This window comes from Flavobacterium sp. CG_23.5, from assembly GCF_017875765.1.
GTDB lineage: Bacteria > Bacteroidota > Bacteroidia > Flavobacteriales > Flavobacteriaceae > Flavobacterium.
In genome coordinates this window covers 2,212,792-2,233,794 of record NZ_JAGGNA010000001.1, presented here as the reverse complement: position 1 = coordinate 2,233,794, position 21,003 = coordinate 2,212,792, and the positions used below count along the sequence as shown (strand labels likewise).

The window sequence follows — 21,003 nt, the reverse complement described above, 5'->3', positions numbered from 1 at the left end:
TTGGAAACAGGAAATGTTATTTTTCAAAAATTGGAGGCTTTTATCAAAAAGTATTATACCAATGAACTGATTCGGGGAATATTATTCTTTATCGGTTTAGGGTTGTTGTATTTTTTGTTCACGCTTTTTGTAGAGTATTTTCTTTGGCTTAAGCCAATGGGACGACGGTTTTTGTTTTGGACCTTTGTTGCTATTGAAGTTTTCCTGATGTTCCGATTTATTTTGTTTCCAATCTTTAAATTGTTCAAACTCCAAAAAGGAATTGACTACAAACAGGCATCAACCATTATCGGAAATCATTTTGCCGAAGTAAACGATAAGCTGACTAATTTTTTACAATTGTCAAATGATGCGAATCAATCCGAATTGCTATTAGCGTCGATAGAACAGAAAGCGAAAACCTTACAGCCAATTCCTTTTGGAAACGCGATTAATTTAAATCAGAACAAAAGGTTTTTGCCTTTGGCGTTACTTCCTGTTTTGGTTTTAGCTGTTTTTTATTTGTCGGGTAACAGTAGAATAATTTCCCAAAGTTTGAATAGAGTAGTGCATTTCAATTCGCCATTTTTACCTCCGGCACCATTTCAATTCATACTATTAAACAGCAATCTGCAAACCGAACAAAATAAAGACTTTATTCTGCATGTAAAAACGGAAGGGAAAGTTGTTCCAGAAAATGCTACGATTTTTATAGACGATGAAAGTTATTTTATGGAAACTACTAAATCAGGTGATTTCCAATTTAAGATTTCGAAACCTTCAAAAGACGTAATGTTTCACGTGGAGGCCAATGGAATATCTTCGGAGGATTATGAATTGAAAGTAATAACAGTGCCATCTATTTCTAATTTTGAAATGATATTAAACTTTCCGTCGTATTTGAATAGAAGATCGGAATTTATCAAAGGAACGGGGAATGCTATTATTCCCGAAGGAACCAGAGTTACTTGGAAAATGAGCACGCAAGCGACTCAAAATGTGGTTTGGAAAGATGCATCATCCGTTTTTTCTTTTGCGAAAGCAGAAAACAACTTTACTTTATCTAGAAGTATCTTGCAAAACACAGAATATCAAATCCTTACCTCTAATAATAAAGTAAAAAACTATGAAAAGTTGGATTATCAGCTTTCAATAATCAAAGACCAGTTCCCAACGATCAAAGTCAGTAATGCTCCTGACAGTTTGAAGGTGGAGAAAAATTATGTATTGGGTCAAATTTCTGACGATTATGGATTGTCTAAACTGCAAGTGGTATATTATGAAAGAGAGAGGCCACAAACCGCCAAACGTGGAACAATTGTTGTGAAGTCCGGAGTATATGATCAATTTGTTTTTACTTTTCCAGGAAATCTTCCTGTGGTTCAAGGGAAGTCGTATGATTACTATTTTGAGGTTTATGATAATGATGCCATTCATCGTTTTAAAAGCACCAAATCTTCTGTCTTCTCGAATCGTGTTGCCACAGAGGAAGAGAAGGAAGATCAGGTTTTGAAACAACAGAACGACAATATCAACAGTTTAGAAAAGTCCTTGAAGAATCAGGATAAACAAATTTCTGCTATTGAAAAAATTCAAAAGAGCGGAAAAGAAAAATCAAATTTGGAATTCAATGATCAGCAAAAAGTAGATGATTTTATTCAGCGTCAAAAACAGCAGGATGAAATGATGAAGGAATTTGCAGAGAAAATGAAAGATAATCTGGATAAATTTAAAACGGATAAAAAGGACGAACTAAAAGAAGATTTGCAAAAACGTTTGGATAAAGCCGATAAAGATTTAGAGAAAAACCAGAAACTATTGGATGAACTTAAATCTTTAAATGATAAAATTAAGAATGAGGACTTGCTTGATAAATTAGAAAAGTTCAAACAAAACAGTAAAAACCAAACTAAGAATCTAGCACAATTAGTGGAACTGACTAAGCGCTATTATGTAGATAAAAAGGCGGAACAAATCGCCGATAAGTTAGACAAGCTTTCTGAGAAACAAGATAAATTATCGGATAACGAAAAGGAAAACAAACAAGAGAATCAAAAAGATATCAACGACGCTTTTGACAAAATTGAAGAAGACTTAAAAGATTTGGAAAAGGAAAACGCTACGCTTAAATCTCCAATGGATATTCCAAAAGATGCCGAGAAAGAAAAAAGTATTGATGAAGATTTGAAGAAGGCTGCGGAGGAATTGCAAAAGCAAAATCAAGCTAAAGCAAAACCAAAACAAAAAAGTGCTTCTAAGAAAATGAAAGAGATGTCTATGAAAATGGAACAAAGCATGGAAGGTGCAGAAAAGGAACAACTAGAGGAAGATGTAAAAATGCTGAGACAAATTTTAGATAATTTATTGGCTTATTCATTGTCTCAGGAGGATGTAATGCTTCAATTCAAAGGACTCAAAACAGGATCGCCTTCGTTTAATAAGAACATTAAAATCCAACAAAATCTTAAGCAGGAGTTCAAGCATGTTGACGACAGTTTGTTTGCTATGTCGTTGCGAAACCCAAAAATAGCCGATGACGTGACTAAGGAAATTGGAAACGTTCAGTATAATATTGACAAGTCGTTAGAGACTTTGACGGAATCTCAAATCCCCAAGGGGTTATCCCATCAACAGTACGCTATTTCAGCAGCCAATAAACTTGCCGATATGTTGAGTGAAACGTTAGCCAACATGCAAATGTCATTGTCTGGAATGGGCTCGGGAAAACCCAAACCTGGTCAAGGTCAGGGAATGCAATTGCCGGATATCATTAAAAAGCAGGAAGGTCTTGGTGAGAAGATGAAAGCGGGAATGGAGAAAGGGAAGAAGCCTGGGGAAGGACAGAAGCCAGGAGATGGAGAAAAAGGGAAAAAGGGTTCTGGACAAAATGGAGATAACGGCGAAGACGGTGAAGGAGATGCTAAATCTATTATGGAAATTTATAAAGAACAAAAGCAATTGCGTGAAGCGTTGCAAAACGAATTAAACAAACAGGGATTGGGTGGAAATGGACAGAGTGCTTTAGAGCAAATGAAACATATAGAAAAACAACTTTTAAACAAAGGATTTAAAAACGAAACGCTTCAAAAAATCCTTAATGTAAAACAAGAATTGTTGAAATTAAACACGGCAATTCAGCAGCAAGGACAGGAAAATAAACGAGAATCAGAAACCAACAAAAAGGAGTTTACGAATCAATCTAATGCATTGCCTGCGGCTTTATTAGATTATTTGAATAGCATCGAAATATTAAATAGACAATCCTTACCTTTGCGGTCGAATTTTAATCAAAAGGTTCAAGAATATTTCAATAAAAAATGATCAATTTTAATTACGAAACTGACTTTAATTTAGAAAACGAAGAAGCAATTGCTGCCTGGTTGTCTAATGTGATTGTGTCAGAAAAGAAGAAAGAAGGAGAGATAAACTATATCTTTTGCGACGACGAATATTTACATAAAATCAACTTAGAATATCTCAATCACGACACATTAACAGACATCATTAGTTTTGATTACACGATGGGGAATGAGTTAAGCGGGGATATTTTTGTTTCTGTCGAAAGAGTTAAGGACAATGCTAAAGATTTCAACGTTGTTTTTGAAGAAGAACTGAAGCGTGTTTTGGTTCATGGCGTTCTGCATTATTGCGGATATAAGGACAAAGGCGAAGCGGAGGAACTGTTGATGCGTTCTAAAGAAGATGAAAAAATCGCACTGTTCCACGTGGAACAGTAAGTGAATTTTGAAATTTAAAACAGTATTGTTTCACGTGGAACATGCAATATAATGTTTTGAATCGTTTTAAAATGTTTCACGTGGAACAATAAATAAAATCAAGTTTTGAGCGGTTTAAATTCCGCTTGAATCTTAATCCTGAGTTTCTCGGGACAAATTAATAAAAAGATGTTTCAAGAAGAATATGATGTAATTGTTGTTGGTGCGGGTCACGCCGGTTCTGAAGCGGCGGCGGCGGCTGCGAATTTGGGTTCCAAAACTTTGTTGGTGACAATGAGTTTGCAAAACATTGCGCAAATGTCCTGTAATCCTGCGATGGGGGGGATTGCCAAAGGGCAGATCGTCCGCGAGATTGATGCTCTGGGCGGGTATTCTGGAATTGTTTCCGATAGGACGGCGATTCAATTCAAGATGCTGAACAAGTCAAAAGGCCCTGCAATGTGGTCGCCAAGGGTTCAAAGTGACCGTATGCGTTTTGCAGAAGAGTGGCGTATGATGTTAGAAGGAACGCCAAATCTTGATTTTTATCAGGAAATGGTGAAAGGATTGATTATAGAAAACGGAAAGATAAAAGGAATTCGCACTTCGCTTGGAGTGGAAATAAAAGCTAAATCGGTTGTGTTGACCAATGGAACTTTCTTAAATGGATTGATTCATATTGGAGAAAAACAATTCGGCGGAGGAAGAGCAGGCGAGAGCGCTGCTTACGGCATCACCGAAGATTTAGTGAATGCAGGTTTTCAAGCAGGAAGAATGAAAACAGGAACGCCGCCAAGAGTCGATGGGCGTTCTTTGGATTATTCTAAAATGAATGAAGAAAAAGGTGACGCTAAGCCAGATAAGTTTTCGTATTCGGATATTACTTCGCCATTGATTCATCAAAGGTCTTGTCACATGACGTACACTTCTCTTGATGTTCATGATATTTTGAGAGAAGGTTTTGATCGTTCGCCAATGTTTAATGGTAGAATAAAAAGTATCGGACCACGTTATTGTCCGTCTATTGAAGATAAAATTAATCGTTTTGCCGATAAAGAAAGACATCAATTATTTGTGGAGCCAGAAGGGTGGAATACGTGCGAGGTTTATGTAAATGGTTTTTCTACTTCACTTCCGGAGGATATTCAATTTAAAGCGTTGCGCTCCGTTGTGGGATTTGAGAAAGTGAAATTTTTCCGTCCGGGTTATGCAATCGAATATGATTATTTTCCTCCGACACAATTGAAGCATACCTTAGAAACCAAACTTGTTGAAGGTTTGTATTTCGCAGGACAAATAAATGGAACTACAGGATATGAAGAAGCGGCTTCTCAAGGATTAATGGCTGGTATTAATGCGCATTTAAAAGTGCATGAAAAAGCACCTATGATTTTAAAAAGAGATGAAGCGTATATCGGAGTTTTGATAGATGACTTAATTACCAAAGGAACGGAAGAGCCATACAGAATGTTTACTTCTCGTGCGGAATACAGAACGTTACTTCGTCAGGATAATGCCGATTTCAGATTAACACCAATGTCGCATGAAATTGGTTTGGCTTCCGAGAAGCGTTTGCGCAGAATGGAACACAAACTAAATCAATCTGAAAAAATGGTAGCTTTCTTCAAAGAAACAAGTGTTTCTGTAGCGGAAGCAAATCCTATTTTGGAATCAAAAGACACAGCGTTGATTTCGCAAGGAGATAAAATGTTTAAAGTGTTTTCTCGTCCGCAAATTGATTTAGAAGATATAATGAAATTTGAAAAGGTGGCAACGTATATTTCGGAAAACGATGTGGATCAGGAAATATTAGAGCAAGCCGAAATCCAAGTGAAGTATTCCGGTTACATCGAAAAAGAAAGAAACAACGCTAATAAATTATTGCGTTTAGAAGATGTGAAAATTCCTGAAAATTTCGATTACAATAAAATCAAATCGATGTCAATTGAAGCCAAACAAAAATTAAGCAAGATTCGACCGGTAACTATTTCTCAAGCTTCACGAATTAGTGGGGTGTCGCCAAGTGATGTTTCGGTTTTATTGATATATATGGGACGTTAAGGAGTTTTCAGTGATCAGTTTTCAGTGATCATCGTATCTGAATACTAAATACTGAACACCGAACACTAATTTTGTTCCACGTGAAACTATCTTGTGAAGCCTTGCTATTATTGGATAATTCCAAAATAAAAAATTTCAACCCTGAAAGTATTTAAAAGTGCTTTCGGGGTTTAGTATAAAAACAAAAACAATATACATAAAGGGATTTAGCTGCAAACTGCGACTGAAAACTGAAAACTAACAATATGGACATTTCAAACAAAAAACATTTTTTAACCGTTAAAGATTATTCCGTTTCCAAAGAAACATTTGATTTATATCATGACGAAGAGTTGGACATGTTGGTTACCTCTCCGCAACCCAGTTTAGATGCTTTAGGAAAGTATTACGAAAGCGTAGATTATATTTCGCATACGGACAGCAAACGGTCGTTGTTTGAAAAAGCATATCATTTCGTAAAAAGCATAGCTTTAAAAAACAAACTCAATTTAATAAATTCACTGCAATCTGATAAAGGCAGGATTTTGGATATTGGAGCAGGAACTGGAGATTTTTTATCGGTGGCAAAACAAAACGGTTGGCAGACAATAGGAGTGGAGCCAAGTGATAAAGCAAAAGCGATTGCAAAAAACAAAGGCGTTTCTTTTGTCGAAAAAACAACTGAATTGGAAAATAACTCTTTTGATGTTATTTCGATGTGGCATGTTCTGGAACACGTTCCGAATTTAGACGAACAAATAAAAGAACTGAAACGATTATTAAAACCAAACGGGACTTTAATTATTGCGGTTCCAAATTTCAAATCTTTCGATGCAAAACATTACGGGAAATTTTGGGCTGCTTATGATGTGCCCATTCATTTTTGGCATTTTTCCAAAACCGCTATCCAATCTCTTTTCGAAAAAGAAAAAATGAAACTGGTAAAAGTGCTTCCTATGAAGTTTGATTCTTTTTACGTGGCATTGCTTTCAGAAAAATACAAAACAGGGAAAATGAATTTTATAAAAGCCTTTTTCGTCGGATTACAATCCAATTGGAGAGCAAAGAAGGATTTTGAGTATTCTTCGCATATTTACATCATAAAAAACAACTAAAATCTATTTTAAAAGCATTTAAGCGCTGATTTAGACTAAAACCAAGCTGAATATTGTCTTTTTTAAAAAAGCTGCTCATTTAAAAGCTATTGGATTCGATTGCTATAACCTTAAATTATCAATAATTCCTTTACAATAACAAAAACTGATATCATAAATAAATGTGTATTTTTCAAACTTTATGTCAATGCTACTTATTTTTTTATATTTTTGTCACGCATACATAAAAAATTAGAAATTCATCAAATGAAATCGAAGATTCACGAATACCAAAAAAGAAATATTAAAAATATGAGTAATAAAGCATTAGTAATTATCGCACTTTCAATTACAATACTATCTTGTAATAAACCAGCGCCACAAGTAAAGGAAGTAAAAACAGCTTATGTGGATACTTCAGTGTTAATGAAAGAATATACCGAAGCAAAAGACCTTGAAGCTAAATATAAAGCAAAATCAGAAGAGAAAGGAAGACAACTGGACGCTGAAATTTCAAGATTTAAGCAAGATGCTGCTAATTTTCAAAGTCAAGCACAAGCAAATGGACAAGCGTGGGCACAACAAAAAGGAGCTGAATTACAAAAAAGAGAGCAACAATTAGGTCAAGCGCAACAAGCATTGGCTCAAGAATTGCAACAAGAAAGCGGTAAAGAAATGGATTCTTTAGTTAGCGGTGTTAAAAAATTCATCAAAACCTACGGTAAAGAAAACGGATATTCGTATATCTACGGTACTGGTGACGCTGCCTCTGTTTTATATGCTGAAGATAAATACGATATTACTAAAGTGATTGTAAAAGCTTTAAACGATAAATACAAATCTCCTGAATCAAAGGAAGAAGTTAAAAAATAATTTTTTTATATATTAATTCAAAAAACGGCCTTCATCTAAATTTTAGAATGAAGGCTTTTTTTTGGAGCTTTATCCCGCTTTTCATTTCAATCTCTCAGTCGTAAAGCGTTTTTTCTTAACCATAAAAGGAGCTTCCTGCGGTCGCTCTTTTCTGTTTAGAAAAAATCGCTTTTCAACTGTCAAGGATTTCCATTTCAATCGGGGCTAAAAACGACCGGATTTAAAATTAAAATTGTTTTCCAAAAATGAAAATACTATTCCTATTTTCAATATTTTAGCTATCTCTATACACGCCAAATGCAAACAATCTCTGAAGCCGCTGCTTACACCTTACAATTTATTAATCAAACACATCGATCGGTATTTCTTACCGGTAAAGCAGGAACCGGGAAGACCACGCTTTTAAAGGAAATCATAGCAACCACGCACAAGAACACAGTTGTCGTGGCGCCCACGGGAATAGCGGCTTTAAATGCAGGAGGTGTTACGATTCACTCGATGTTTCAGTTGCCGTTTGGAGGATTTATTCCTGCCTTTAATGTCGATTCCCAATTCACGGATACGGTAAAATTTGAGTCGAAAGATACCTTGCGCCGGCATTTTAAAATGAGTGGATTGAAGAAATCGGTGATTCGCAATATGGAATTGTTGGTGATCGACGAAGTGAGTATGCTGCGCGCTGATTTGCTGGATGCAATGGATTATATGATGCAAACGGTGCGAAAGAACGCAACTCCTTTTGGCGGAGTGCAGGTTTTGTTTATCGGTGATTTATTGCAATTGCCACCGGTGATTCGGGATGAGGAATGGAGAACGCTGCGCAATTATTACAAAGGAAAATTCTTTTTCCATTCGCATGCTGTTCAGCAAAATCCGCCTTTATATATTGAGTTATCCACAATATACCGCCAAACCGACACGGAGTTCATCTCGGTTTTGAATAATTTACGGAACAACCAAATCACCGCAGCCGATGTTCAGGCGCTGAACAAATACGTAAAACCTGATTTTGATTTAAAAAATAACAAAGGCTATATCACACTTACCACCCACAATGCCAAGGCCGATGCTATGAACGCACAAGCTTTGGAAGATTTAAAAGGGGAGTTGATAACCTACAAGCCGGATATCGTGGGCGATTTTCCCGAGAAGATTTTCCCGATTGAGGAACGCTTACAATTAAAACTGGGCGCACAAGTAATGTTTGTGAAAAACGATCTATCCTTCGATAAAAACTATTTCAACGGAAAAATGGGAATCATAAAATCCCTTTCGAGCCAGGAGATTCTGGTTCATTTTCCGGAAGAAGACAAAACCATAGAAGTCGAAAAATACGAATGGCAAAATATCCGCTATAAAATTGATCCCGCCACAAAGGAAATTGAAGAAGAGGTTTTAGGGACTTTTGTACATTATCCAATAAAATTGGCTTGGGCGATTACGGTGCATAAAAGCCAGGGATTAACTTTTGACAAGGCTGCGATCGATGTTTCGCAGGTTTTTATGCCGGGACAAGCGTATGTGGCATTATCGCGTTTACGCTCGTTAGAAGGGCTTATTTTGCTATCTCCGTTGCGTATGAACGTGATTTCTAACGACCAGGATGTCATGGATTACTCTTTAAACAAGGCTTCGGAAGAATTATTGAAAAATTCACTGCATTTTGAAACCAAGAATTTCATCCATAACTATTTGATGCACAGTTTTAACTGGGCTGATTTAGCACAGGAATGGCGCAATCACAAGTACAGCTATGGGGATAAGTCTGAAAATTCAGCCAAATCGAAACATGCGCGCTGGGCAACAAACCAAATGGAAGCCATCGATTCCCTTTTGGATCCCTCCCAGAAATTCATGGCGCAGCTCAACAAAATCTTCAATAACGAAACCGTGGATTTAATCCATGTTTCCGACAGGATTCAAGCCGCTTTCAACTATTTCTTAAAGCCATTGGACGAGATGGTTTTTGAAATTCTCTGGAAACTCGAAGAAGTGAAGCGAGAGAAAAAAAGTAAGACTTATTATGAGGAACTGATTGTGCTCGAAGAATTGCAGACTAAAGCCGTTTTGCGATTGATGAAAGCCAAGCTTTTGATTGAAACCGTGGTTGCCGGTGAAACCATTTCGAAGGAAAAACTAACCTCTGACGAAATAAAGAAATACATCACTAGAAAAACTGAAGCGATTCAAAACCAATTTAAGAAAACACATGTCACTTTGATTGAAGACGAAGCCGACTTGGAACGCTATACGTCTAAAAAAGCGACCAAGAAAGCACCCAAGAAATCGACCGTGGAGGAAACCTACGACTTGTGGATTGGCAAAAATTCGATTCAGGATATTGCAAATATCAGGAAATTAACCACCCAAACTATAGAAAGCCATTTGGTCAAACTGATCCAATCCAAGAAAGTAAGCGTCCAAGACATACTGCCACAGGACAAAATCAAGGAATTGAGCCAAGCCTTCAAGCATTACAAAGAAGAATCGCTGAACGGCATGAAAGAGCAATTTGGCGACAAATATACTTGGGACGAATTGAGAATGTTCAAGGCGAGTTTGAATTAGGAGCAGTGTGTTCATGGTTTTTAAGAACGAATCCTCCCGCTATGCGTTGCAATCTTTTCTTTTTTAAAGAAAAAAAGAAAAGGATTTCCACTGCTATCGGGGCTACGGAGATTGTTTGGGTTTTTAATTAACAATAGTAAGATATTTATTATATATTTGAATGTAAATAAGGTATGATGGAAGTGAGACCTATTTTCACATATTGGTTTGGTCTTACTTTATCTGAAATATATGTACGGTTACCGACAATCTATCATAATGATTAATTTAAAACCGTTCGGAAGCACTCTATTTTAATAAATACAATGAAAAAAATATTTTATATACCATTCTGTTTTTTCAGTCTTATATCTTTTGCGCAAGAAAAAAACAAATTCTTTGTAAATTCAGGACTAAGCATTTATCCGAATATGAAAGAAAATCAAAGAAATTTCAATATTTCAGTCAGTTACCACAGACAAAGAAACGAAAAGTGGTCCATGGAATATTATTTTTTATATTCTCAAAACGATTACTTTCCCAGTTTTTATGGCAATGAAAAAGAATTGGATCGATTTATATTAACTGGGAATCCTGAGACAATTTTTGAAGACACCGAATGGGATTATGTGAAAAACCATGAAATAGGAGCTAAAATTCATTATTCCATTTACAAGAATAGAAAAATAAACCTATCCTGCAACATGGGGTTGGGAATTATTGCATATAAAGACAAATTATTTCGACTTTCATCGATTCAGGTCGATAAAAATAATGTCATTTATTCATATAGTTGGTTTGAAGTTAAAAATGTTGACGGTTATAGTTATACCGCTGGCATATTCCCTGGTTTACATCTAGATTATAAAACAGGTAAAAATTTTCTTATTGCCTTAGACGGTGGCTATCATAAAACGATAGATAATTTTAGTTTTTGGAATTTTTCTTTAGGAATAGGTAGGAAGTTTTAAAAAATTAAAACGCTGTTTGAAAATTTTTCAAACAGCGTTTTTTAATGGTTTTCTTTCTAACACTAGATTCCTCTGCTCTGGTGCTTGACTGCGTCGAGTACCTACTTAAATTGAAAAGACAAAACGTAGCGTTTGCAACGCGATTATGTAAATTGTAGTTATAGAAATTATGAAAAGGACAATACTATTTTTTGTAATGTAAATGTTGAACCATCGTGGTAAATGAGCCGCGTTGCAAACGCTTTGTTTAGTGCTAAAAAGAAAGTAGGTACTCGTTGCAAACGAGCACCAGATTAGCGCGATTATGTAAATAGCAGTTATAGCAATTATGAAGAAGACAATACTATTTTTTATAATGTAAATGTTGAACCATTGTGGTAAATGAGCCGCGTTTCAAACGCTTTGTTTAGTGCTAAAAAAAAAGTAGGTACTCGTTGCAAACGAGCACCAGATTAGGATATCCTATCTCACAAACTTTGTACAACATTTGCAGCAACACCAAGAATAAAAATTAATTACAATAAATCAAGGTTTACGACACACAATTTACCTTTGGTCGACTTCTTGTGTGTTTATAAAACAATCACGCATTAAACCGCTTAAAAAAGGCTTATTTGGTATGTCGGAGGTACTTGTTATTCGAATACCTAGCCCAGATAGAGGCGGCATCCTCTTTTGCGCGCAGCGGCGGGCACAAGAGATATAGCGGATAGCTGGAGATTGCTCCTAAAAAAATACCCCCAAATAGCTTTTTGCTTTTTGGGGGTAGTCTAAACCGTAAGGATTTTTATTTTATAGCGATTGGATTAAGATCCAAGCTTCCGGATTGTGTTTTTTCTGAATTTCCTGTTTTGCTTTTTCGGCTTCTGCAATAGTGGCATAACTTCCGTAAAGGACAGGGAATAATCCGTGTCTGTTAGGAGCGATTCGGCGGGCTTTGTATCCTAAGCGAGTTAATTGATTAAATGTTTTTTGTGCATTTTTTTCTTCTCTATAAACGCCTGCCATGATATGATACGACATTTTTACTTCCGTAGCTGATTTAACGGATAGCGTTACAGCGGGAATTGGAGTTTCGATAAAAAAAGTAGCTTCTTGTATTTTATTCTGAACCTGTTTTTGAACGGCCGTTTCAACAAGCGTAGTTTGAGTTGTGATTTGATTTTGGTAAATTGGATAGCCAACACCTGCTGTTAATCCTAATCCCAGTACAAAAATGGCAGCATATTTTAAATATGGATTCATTCTTCTTGCTTCCTCTGGAATCAAAGCAATGGTTTGATTTTCCTCGATTGCTTCAATTTTTTGTTCGAAGATTTCTCTTTTCACAAGTGGCGAAACAAACGGACTTAAACCAAATGAATTTGTCAAATAATTGGTTTGATCATATGGAGTAAATACTAAATTAGCATCGGCGTTCAGGCAAAAATCACCTACATTTTTTATCGAGAAAATGGCGTTTTCTTCCAATGCTTTTTTCCAAAGAAAAACTTCATACTGAATGGCGCTAACGGCATATTCATAAGATGTTTTTTCTGCTTGGGCAATATGATTGGCTAATAAACCATCATTGTTCTTCAAATTGGCATTGAAAGAAATCATTTTCTTTGGAGGAGAAAACGAATTCGAGCTTTCATTCAGTTGAGCCGATTGAATTTCGGTTAAAAAAGCTCCGAAACCTGGAACGGTTACACATTGATAACGGTATAAAAGCTGCGCGATGTAAGGTTCGATTTTCATAGTAACAAAGTTATACAACGAATATAGTTATCAAAATTTTATTCACAATTTTTATTAACAATCTGCTTTAAATTTTATACATTTCAATTTCAAACAGTTATTCGGAATTAATAAATGAGAAATTATCAGGAAAGAGTTCTCGATACATTTTTTTATTCCATTTCATTTCACAAAAAACACTCGAACCGACGTTTTGTATTGCCAGTATTCAATGAAATTACATTTAAAAATATAAAAGACGAACAATTTTCAGCTATGTTAGAACAGGATTTATTTCATTTATTGGCGTTGCAAAGGGTAGAAGGAGTTGGCGATATTATGGCCAAAAAACTATTGACTCATTTGGGAAGCGCCGAAGCGGTTTTCAAAGCCAAAGCGTCACAGCTTGCCGCTATCGATGGCGTTGGTTCGATTTTACTAAAAAATCTAAAAGACCAATCTGTTTTCACAAAAGCCAGTCAGGAGCTGGAGTTTATAAAAGCGAACGATATTAATGTGGCCTATTTTCAGGATGAGAATTATCCGGAGCGCTTAAAACATTGCATCGATGGTCCCGTTTTGTTGTTTACATCGGGGAATATCAATTTAAAAAATAAAAAGATAATCAGTATTGTGGGAACGCGCCAAATCACGTCTTACGGAATGGAGTTCTGCCGAAAACTGATTGAAGATTTGGCACCGCTTGATCCGGTAATCGTAAGCGGATTTGCTTATGGCGTTGATATCGTGGCACATCAATTGGCGATGGAACATAATCTGCAAACGATAGGAGTGGTGGCGCATGGTTTGAACCAAATTTATCCTAAAACCCATAAAAAATACGTCGCCAAGGTCGAGCAAAACGGCGGTTTTATGACCGAGTTTTGGAGTTCCTCGAATCCCGATAAAGAAAATTTTGTTCGAAGAAACAGAATCGTTGCAGGAATGACCGAAGCAACCATCGTAATAGAATCAGCGGATAGAGGCGGATCGTTAATTACCGCCAACATGGCCAACGATTACAACCGCGATGTTTTCGCCGTTCCGGGACGCGTAACCGACAAGTACAGTCAAGGCTGTAACAACTTAATCAAAACCCAGAAAGCAAATGTGCTGACCAGCGCTGCTGATTTGGTTTATATCCTGAATTGGGATCTTGAAAAGGAAATGAAACCCGTGCAAAAACAATTGTTTGTCTCTCTTGACGATGACGAACAAAAAGTCTATGATTTTCTTCTAAAAACCGGCAAAGAATTGATGGATATTATCGCTTTGCGTTGTGATTTCCCTATTTATAAAATCTCAGGAATGCTGTTGAATATGGAATTGAAAGGAGTTATTAGGCCATTGCCGGGGAAATTGTTTGAGGCTATATGATTTTAACATAATAATACTGCTAATTATCTGATTTTTAAATTATCTGCGAATTAGCAGTCTTCTTAATACTCATTCTTCTAATATGTCTCATTTGGATTGAAAGCTTCATGGGTTCGGATCCATTTGCCTTTTATTTTTTTCATAATAACAACAAATTTACTTCCGCCTGATATGCAAATTTTTAAATTTGTGAAAATTAGATGTTTTTTGTTTAGATAATACATAGGTTCAGAAAAACTATATATACAAACATCTGATTTATCGTACTTCTCAATTATTAATTCTATCCCTGTTTTTGTGTTCATACTTTCAAAAATAAGTTGACTGTGGCTAAAATCATTTTTGCCCCAATATTTATGGGTATCCCAAATTCTATTATCTTGGATAGGTGGATCCTGATTTTGTTTTTTAAATTTTTTCCAGTCTTTTTCGTTAAATAAATGTGTGTCCGGTTCTATATTTCCTTTTAAATCAATAGCTTGAATGAAATTTTGTTTAAAAATTTCTAATGTTAAATTAGAATTGAGTTTTTCTTGGGCAATGAATACTACTCTATTACTATCTTTTACAATTGTTATAAAATAATCATTGATGGCTTCAAGCTTTTCTTTTTCATCTTTTTTTAAAGTACTTTTAGTTTGCGAATAATTAGTAGAGGCGATGCATAGCGATAAGTATATTATTATGTTTTTCATGATATAGATTTTAATTACAGGGTAGTTCTAAATAGATATATTCCCGCTGTTACAGTTTTAATAGTAAGCCCCGTCAGTTATTTCTTTAACGAATATCCATTCGCCTTTTTTCTTTTTCATAATTACAAATGACCTCGGATTTATAAATTGTCGCCCTGTTGTTGTTTCTGAAATTGCAAAAACAGCATATATTTTTTTGTAGATCATTGGCTCTGAGAATGAAAAAGCAGATCGTTCTGGGATTTTACCCATATATTCATTATATATATAGGGTTTTGGAAAAACCTTTTCGGTCATCATTTTAACTTTTAAATTTTTAAAATCTTTTTGTTTCCATAGTGAGTTTCCCAACCACAAAGAATCAGTATTATGATTTCGGTATTTTTCATTCATTTCATTCCAATATTTCTCTTCATAAATTCTTGGATTTTCATCAAGACTATTTTCTAAATTATTATGATTTACATCAATATTTACTCTATCCTTCCACAAATTCAATGTGTAATTATTATTAATTTTGTTTGTAATAATGACGATGGTATCGTTAGTTTTTATGGCCTCTTTTAAATATGCATTTATAGGAGCAATTTCCTTATTTGCAGAAGAACAGCCATAAATAATAAGCAACAAACTAACTATATAAATATTTTTTTTCATATTATCTTAATTACAAGGTTTTCCTATTATGGTTTGTCCATTTACAGTACGACCACTACTTTCAGCATCATATCTTCCTTTTATTCGAAGATATGATGCACTCCCTACATAAATACACATAAATTTGCCTGTTAAATTTTACATTTTTTCTTGTTTTTTATCATAGAATGCGCTATCCGTATAAGAGAAATTTAGTGAATATTGGAGCAGTCGGGTTGTTTATTAAATAATTTTAGAAATGGGTCAAACCTCTAATAGCATTACATAATGATTTAGGCTCAACATTTATATATAAATCTTCAACATCATTTAGGCAAGCAGTTTTAGAAACGTCCACAAAATATTCAATTTTCTGATTTGAATTAGTTTTATCTTCCATTTTTTTTCTCACTATTACTCTTGAGAGATTTGCACCTATTCGCTTTTTATCTACTGTATTCAGAAAAGCTTTAATTATCTTAATACATTGGTGGCTTGTAGAGATATCTGTTAGAGATAAAATATAATAATCTGTATATTCTAATTTAAATTTTTGGCATATTCTTAAATTAGTTTCTATAGTTTTTAAATCTTTAGAAGAACAGACAATTATTTTAAATGGTTTGCTGTAGCTACTCTGACCCCAACTAAAATGTAAATAATTATATTTTTGACTATTAAAAAAGAATCTATCTGTATTTCTTATTTCTTGGGAATAAGAAATTAAATTTGATAGAAAAATCAGAGAAAACATTAACTTTTTCATACTTTTTAATTTAAAATCCAAATTCTTATCGATTTAACGCCTCCATTAGGCGAGGTATTAAACTTACGACTACTTCCAAAATCTTTTCCATAATTATTTATTTTTAATATTTTTTACTGAGACACAGCAAATTTTGCCAGTTACTTTATTCACTAATAATTCAATTAATTTCCTTTGTTTTATACCAAATTCTAGTACTCTCAATTTAATACCAACATTTATATAACCTAATATTGTAATTTTCGCTTGTTTTTATCATAGAATGTAGAGAAATATCTGGGTTATCAGTTGAATTTTACACGGTGGGTTACACTTTTTTTTGAATTTATTTAAATTAAAAAAAGTTGATTGAAACGGATATCAATCAACTTTTTGGAACATTATATTTAATAGTACCCAGAAAGGGTTTCATCAACTATTTTGGACTATTAAACCTAATATTCAATATATTAATTTAGTGAGATTAAAATTGTATATGATTTACGCTGATTAAAATTTCCAGATGTAATATCAATTTTAATGTTTTTTTTATCCTCATATACTTTTACAATATTTATATTGATAAAATTCTCCAATAAATATAATTTGCAAATTGGCAGTTCTCCAAATTCGCATTTAGATAAATACAAATTATTGGAAACTTCACCTGATTCTTCATTTTTTGCGCTTCCTACCTCGTTTTTTGTGATAACGATATTGATTAAATTATCAGTTAAAGCGTAAGATTTAAAATAACTTATATTTCCAATTAAATTATTTAATTCTAAATTGTTTACTTCTTTAGCTTCAAAGTTTTGAGATTTACAACTTAAAACTGTCATTATAGATAATAGTAAAATAATATTTTTCATAATTGTATTTTAAGGATTAATAACTTTGAACTGATACATGAATGTGGTCTTGGTGACCGCCAATAGGCCAATTCAGATTTACAGATCCGTTAGGAAATGTCTTGTGTTTAAAAGAAGGTCCGAAATTCTCTCTGATTGACGGATAGTTATCAAAAGCATCTTGCAGGGCTTTAACTTGAATATTATTACCTAAATTAATCATTTTTGTGCCATTTATTCTACTTATGTCAACCGCAGTGCCTCTTGTATGATTACTTGTAGAGGAATGAGTGCCATTTGTTGTGGCAGCAATATATATTGAGGTTATTTTATTAGAATTTTCTAGGTTGCTATTTGCTAAATTTATTGCAAATTTTATACTATTAACTAAATCTACAGCAACCTCATTGTTTGAATTTTTATTGTCGCTTTGAGTGGTTCCAAAGCTTATTATTAGTGTAGAACCATCGTTCAGAATAATACTCTTTGGAATCAACTGTTTAGGGCCAGAATAATCAATGTTATCGTAATCAGTGTCCCCCATAAATCCGTCAGAAGAATAGCCATAATTATTTACCATTGAATTAATCATTTCTTTAACAAATTGATTAATTGCAGGAACAATAATCCCGTTAAAACTATTTCCAGATAAATAATTAAACATTTCTTGTGCAAAAACACAACTTTCGTCCGACCAATTTTCATCGATTTGATATTGAATAATTTGATTAAAAGCATTCATATTATCTTGATTACTGGCAAAAAAACCTTGTGCTGCATCTCCTAAATTAGTCCAAACATACGACCTCTTTACTGCATTAATATAGTTTGGGTCGTCATATACAGGATTGTCATAAAAATTAGGTGCGTAAGCATAAGGATCCGCTGTGCCTCCGCCATCAGAAGTATTGCCTGGGTCAGACGACCCTCCGCCGCCACTACCTCCTCCGCTGGCACAAGATTCATAAGTTATGGTTGTGCTTGTGCATAAATAACATAAATCACAGATGCCAGTTCTACTGCACTCTCCGCTATTTGTACAGTGATAACTAGTAGTTTCAAAAGTACACATTTCTAAACTAGTAGTTTTTGATGTCAAAGAATTAGCGACGGTTCCTTCATATATCCGTTCTATTTTTTCAAATATTTTTTGTTTAGTATCACTTTTCGGGAATTTCTTTAAGTAAAAAATGGAGGTTTCCCATGAATTGTTGACTTTATGATATACAAGATTATATATTTCATTTGGTTGCGCTACTGTTGTCAATGGGTAAATACGAAAAGTATAAGTCGTTTTATTAGTTTCACTAACGTGTTTTTTTATTGCCAGCGTATCAATTATAAAATCAGAAAAGCGCATGGTTTCTTTAGCTGTATTGTTTTTTTTAGCTGCTGTATTGGATTGCATTTGCTTGGGATTGAGCTTTGTTTCGTTTTTGAATTGAACAAGCGAAATTTTGTCTTTATCAATAGCATTGTGTTGCTCTTTATTTTCAAGGAGTTCTTCCTCTACTTGGCAATTGCTAAACGTTATTGCTAAAACAAAAAGAATAAATTTGCTAATGTAGCTTTGTGCTTTGTGCTTTGTGCTTTGTGCTTTGTTTCATAGTTTTATGATTTAAAGTTAGTGCTATTTTTTTAAATAGTCTTTACCAAAAATATGGATTGTAAATCTTATAAGAAATACCCACTTTTAGTGATATTTTAAAAAAAAATCCCTTTCCAGTCTTTGAACTAAAAAGGGATTGCTATAAATATGATTTTAACATATAAGTCATTTAAGCTTTTGTGAAATAGTAATAAAACTATAAAAAACTTAAATGACTTCCATGTTTTAAAAATAGATTATTACACCTCAAATCCTAATTTATCTCTCACTCTTGCTAAAACGCCATTAGCTACAGCCGAAGCTTTCCCAGCACCAATTTTTAGTAAAGCATCGACCTCAGGAAGGTTATTCATGTAGTAATTGTATTTCTCTCTTTCGGTTTTGAAGGTCTCCGTGATTAATTCAAACAAAGCTTGTTTGGCGTGACCGTAACCGTAATATCCACCAAGGTAATTGGCAGTCATTCTGGCTATTTGTTCTTCATTGGCTAATAATTTATAAATCGCAAATGCATTACACGTTTCCGGATTTTTAGGATCTTCCAGTGGCGTGCTGTCGGTTTCGATGCTCATCACTTGTTTGCGTAAGGACTTATCATCAAGGAAAATATTGATGATATTATTTGCTGATTTACTCATTTTTCCTCCATTGGTACCGGGAATAAGCATGCCGTCTTTTTGTATTATCGCTTCGGGAATTACAAAAGTTTCTCCCATTTGGTGGTTGAAACGAGATGCTACATCGCGAGTGATTTCAAGGTGTTGCAACTGGTCTTTCCCCACGGGAACAAAATTTGCATCGTATAATAAAATATCGGCAGCCATTAGCATTGGATACGAAAACAAACCGGCATTAACATCTTCCAGTCTATCCGCTTTATCCTTGAATGAATGTGCCAATGTCAAACGTTGAAAAGGGAAAAAACAACTCAAATACCAGGATAATTCCGCCGTTTGAGGCACATCCGATTGTCTGTAAAAAACCACTTTATTTACATCTAAACCACAGGCAAGCCAAGCAGCAGCGGTGCTGTAGGTATTTGTTCTTAATGTTTCGCCGTTTTTTATTTGCGTGATCGAGTGCAAATCGGCAATGAAAAGAAACGATTCATTTTTGGGATTATTTGATAAAGCTATTGCGGGAATGATTGCGCCAAGTAAGTTTCCTAAATGTGGTGTTCCTGTACTTTGAACGCCGGTAAGTATTTTTGCCATTGTATTTTTTAACGTTTTACCGCAAAGGTTGCAAAGTTTTTCGCAAAGTTCGCAAAGATTACTATTTTTTTCTAACACTAAAGTTGCCAAATTTAATTCTTTTACCGCTATTTACATCCGATTCCTTACTTTTGGCATTATGAAAGGATTAAAAATTATTTTTTGGACACTGTGGCGCGTATGGTTTTACATTTTAATGGCTATTCCCATTCTCGCTATGTTTCCTTTTTTGGTGCTTTCCATTTTGACCGAAAGCGGATATCCTTACTTTTTTAAGATGGCTCGAATTTGGGCAAAATTCATTCTCTTTGGAATGGGTTTTTATTATAAAGTTGAAAAAAACCAGGAACTGGAATCCCATAAAAGCTATATGATTGTTGCCAATCACACTTCCATGGCCGATATCATGCTGATGCTGGCCACCATTAAAAATCCTTTTGTTTTTGTTGGTAAACACGAGTTGGCCAAGATTCCATTATTTGGATTTTTTTACAAACGAAGCTGTATTTTAGTCGATCGAGGCTGTCCAAAAAGCAGAATGGAAGTTTTTAATCAGGCGCAGAATAGAATTGATAGAGGATTGAGTGTTTGTATTTTCCCAGAAGGCGGCGTGCCGGATGATGAATCGGTATTGTTAGACACTTTTAAAGACGGCGCTTTCAGATTAGCGATTGAACATCAAATACCTATTGTTCCAATTAGTTTTGCCGACAATAAAAAAAGATTTTCCTATACTTTTTTTAGCGGAAGCCCAGGAATTATGAGGGTTAAAATACATTCGCAAGTAGATACCTTTGGTAAAACCGGAAGCAGTAGAAAAGTAATTCGGGAAGAAGTTCGAAATACCATTTACTCTCAATTGCAGGAATTTGAAAAGACCGAAAATGAAAATAAGTTTGCTTTTTAATAAATAGTATATAAAAAAAGAGTCCACCGT

The 21,003-nt window shown here is 34.6% G+C and carries 16 protein-coding genes; 9 read left to right on the top strand and 7 right to left on the bottom strand.

Annotated features, from left to right (window positions below; translation table 11 throughout):
* The 7 genes from H4V97_RS09550 (at position 1) to H4V97_RS09520 (ending at position 11,220) form a co-directional block, all read left to right on the top strand.
* Complete coding sequence (locus H4V97_RS09550; protein ID WP_209549571.1) at positions 1 to 3,300, top strand: DUF4175 family protein; 3,300 nt, start codon at positions 1 to 3, stop codon at positions 3,298 to 3,300.
* Positions 3,297 to 3,716, top strand: a complete 420-nt coding sequence (gene ybeY, locus H4V97_RS09545; RefSeq protein ID WP_209549570.1) for an rRNA maturation RNase YbeY — start codon at positions 3,297 to 3,299, stop codon at positions 3,714 to 3,716. The genes H4V97_RS09550 and ybeY overlap by 4 nt, the downstream gene beginning before the upstream one ends.
* A gap of 168 nt (positions 3,717 to 3,884) precedes the next feature.
* Positions 3,885 to 5,756: a tRNA uridine-5-carboxymethylaminomethyl(34) synthesis enzyme MnmG gene (gene mnmG, locus H4V97_RS09540; protein ID WP_209549569.1), complete on the top strand. Its 1,872-nt coding sequence runs from the start codon at positions 3,885 to 3,887 to the stop codon at positions 5,754 to 5,756.
* Positions 5,757 to 6,001: 245 nt separating this feature from the next.
* Positions 6,002 to 6,850 (top strand): class I SAM-dependent methyltransferase, encoded by an 849-nt coding sequence (locus H4V97_RS09535; RefSeq protein ID WP_209549568.1) that lies wholly within the window; start codon positions 6,002 to 6,004, stop codon positions 6,848 to 6,850.
* A 246-nt stretch (positions 6,851 to 7,096) separates the two neighbouring features.
* Positions 7,097 to 7,702, top strand: coding sequence for an OmpH family outer membrane protein (locus H4V97_RS09530; RefSeq protein WP_231385505.1), 606 nt, complete (start codon positions 7,097 to 7,099; stop codon positions 7,700 to 7,702).
* Positions 7,703 to 7,999: 297 nt separating this feature from the next.
* The gene (locus H4V97_RS09525) at positions 8,000 to 10,270 is read left to right on the top strand and encodes a helix-turn-helix domain-containing protein (RefSeq protein ID WP_209549567.1); all 2,271 of its coding nucleotides are present in this window, start codon (positions 8,000 to 8,002) and stop codon (positions 10,268 to 10,270) included.
* A 410-nt stretch (positions 10,271 to 10,680) separates the two neighbouring features.
* Positions 10,681 to 11,220 (top strand): hypothetical protein, encoded by a 540-nt coding sequence (locus H4V97_RS09520; protein ID WP_196851526.1) that lies wholly within the window; start codon positions 10,681 to 10,683, stop codon positions 11,218 to 11,220.
* A 792-nt stretch (positions 11,221 to 12,012) separates the two neighbouring features.
* Here the strand turns inward: H4V97_RS09520 and H4V97_RS09515 are convergent.
* Complete coding sequence (locus H4V97_RS09515) at positions 12,013 to 12,960, bottom strand: SPOR domain-containing protein (protein WP_209549566.1); 948 nt, start codon at positions 12,958 to 12,960, stop codon at positions 12,013 to 12,015.
* Positions 12,961 to 13,215: 255 nt separating this feature from the next.
* Here H4V97_RS09515 and dprA point away from each other — a divergent pair, with 255 nt between their 5' ends.
* Positions 13,216 to 14,316 (top strand): DNA-processing protein DprA, encoded by a 1,101-nt coding sequence (dprA, locus tag H4V97_RS09510; protein WP_209550294.1) that lies wholly within the window; start codon positions 13,216 to 13,218, stop codon positions 14,314 to 14,316.
* 77 nt (positions 14,317 to 14,393) lie between these two features.
* Here the strand turns inward: dprA and H4V97_RS09505 are convergent, their stop codons facing one another.
* From H4V97_RS09505 to trpS, 6 genes are all read right to left on the bottom strand, one after another.
* A complete protein-coding gene (locus tag H4V97_RS09505) occupies positions 14,394 to 15,011 on the bottom strand; it encodes a hypothetical protein (protein ID WP_209549565.1) in 618 nt (205 codons plus the stop codon).
* A 57-nt stretch (positions 15,012 to 15,068) separates the two neighbouring features.
* The gene (locus H4V97_RS09500; RefSeq protein WP_196851530.1) at positions 15,069 to 15,668 is read right to left on the bottom strand and encodes a hypothetical protein; all 600 of its coding nucleotides are present in this window, start codon (positions 15,666 to 15,668) and stop codon (positions 15,069 to 15,071) included.
* Between the two features lie 232 nt (positions 15,669 to 15,900).
* Complete coding sequence (locus tag H4V97_RS09495) at positions 15,901 to 16,413, bottom strand: hypothetical protein (protein WP_196851531.1); 513 nt, start codon at positions 16,411 to 16,413, stop codon at positions 15,901 to 15,903.
* A gap of 449 nt (positions 16,414 to 16,862) precedes the next feature.
* The gene (locus tag H4V97_RS09490) at positions 16,863 to 17,264 is read right to left on the bottom strand and encodes a hypothetical protein (RefSeq protein ID WP_209549564.1); all 402 of its coding nucleotides are present in this window, start codon (positions 17,262 to 17,264) and stop codon (positions 16,863 to 16,865) included.
* A gap of 16 nt (positions 17,265 to 17,280) precedes the next feature.
* Entirely contained in the window at positions 17,281 to 18,651 is a 1,371-nt protein-coding gene (locus H4V97_RS09485; protein ID WP_196848682.1) for a hypothetical protein, read from the bottom strand.
* A 440-nt stretch (positions 18,652 to 19,091) separates the two neighbouring features.
* Complete coding sequence (gene trpS, locus H4V97_RS09480; RefSeq protein WP_196848683.1) at positions 19,092 to 20,066, bottom strand: tryptophan--tRNA ligase; 975 nt, start codon at positions 20,064 to 20,066, stop codon at positions 19,092 to 19,094.
* A 139-nt stretch (positions 20,067 to 20,205) separates the two neighbouring features.
* On the opposite strand from trpS, the gene H4V97_RS09475 reads away from it, so the two are divergent.
* Complete coding sequence (locus H4V97_RS09475) at positions 20,206 to 20,973, top strand: lysophospholipid acyltransferase family protein (protein ID WP_196848684.1); 768 nt, start codon at positions 20,206 to 20,208, stop codon at positions 20,971 to 20,973.
* Positions 20,974 to 21,003 lie beyond the last annotated feature (30 nt).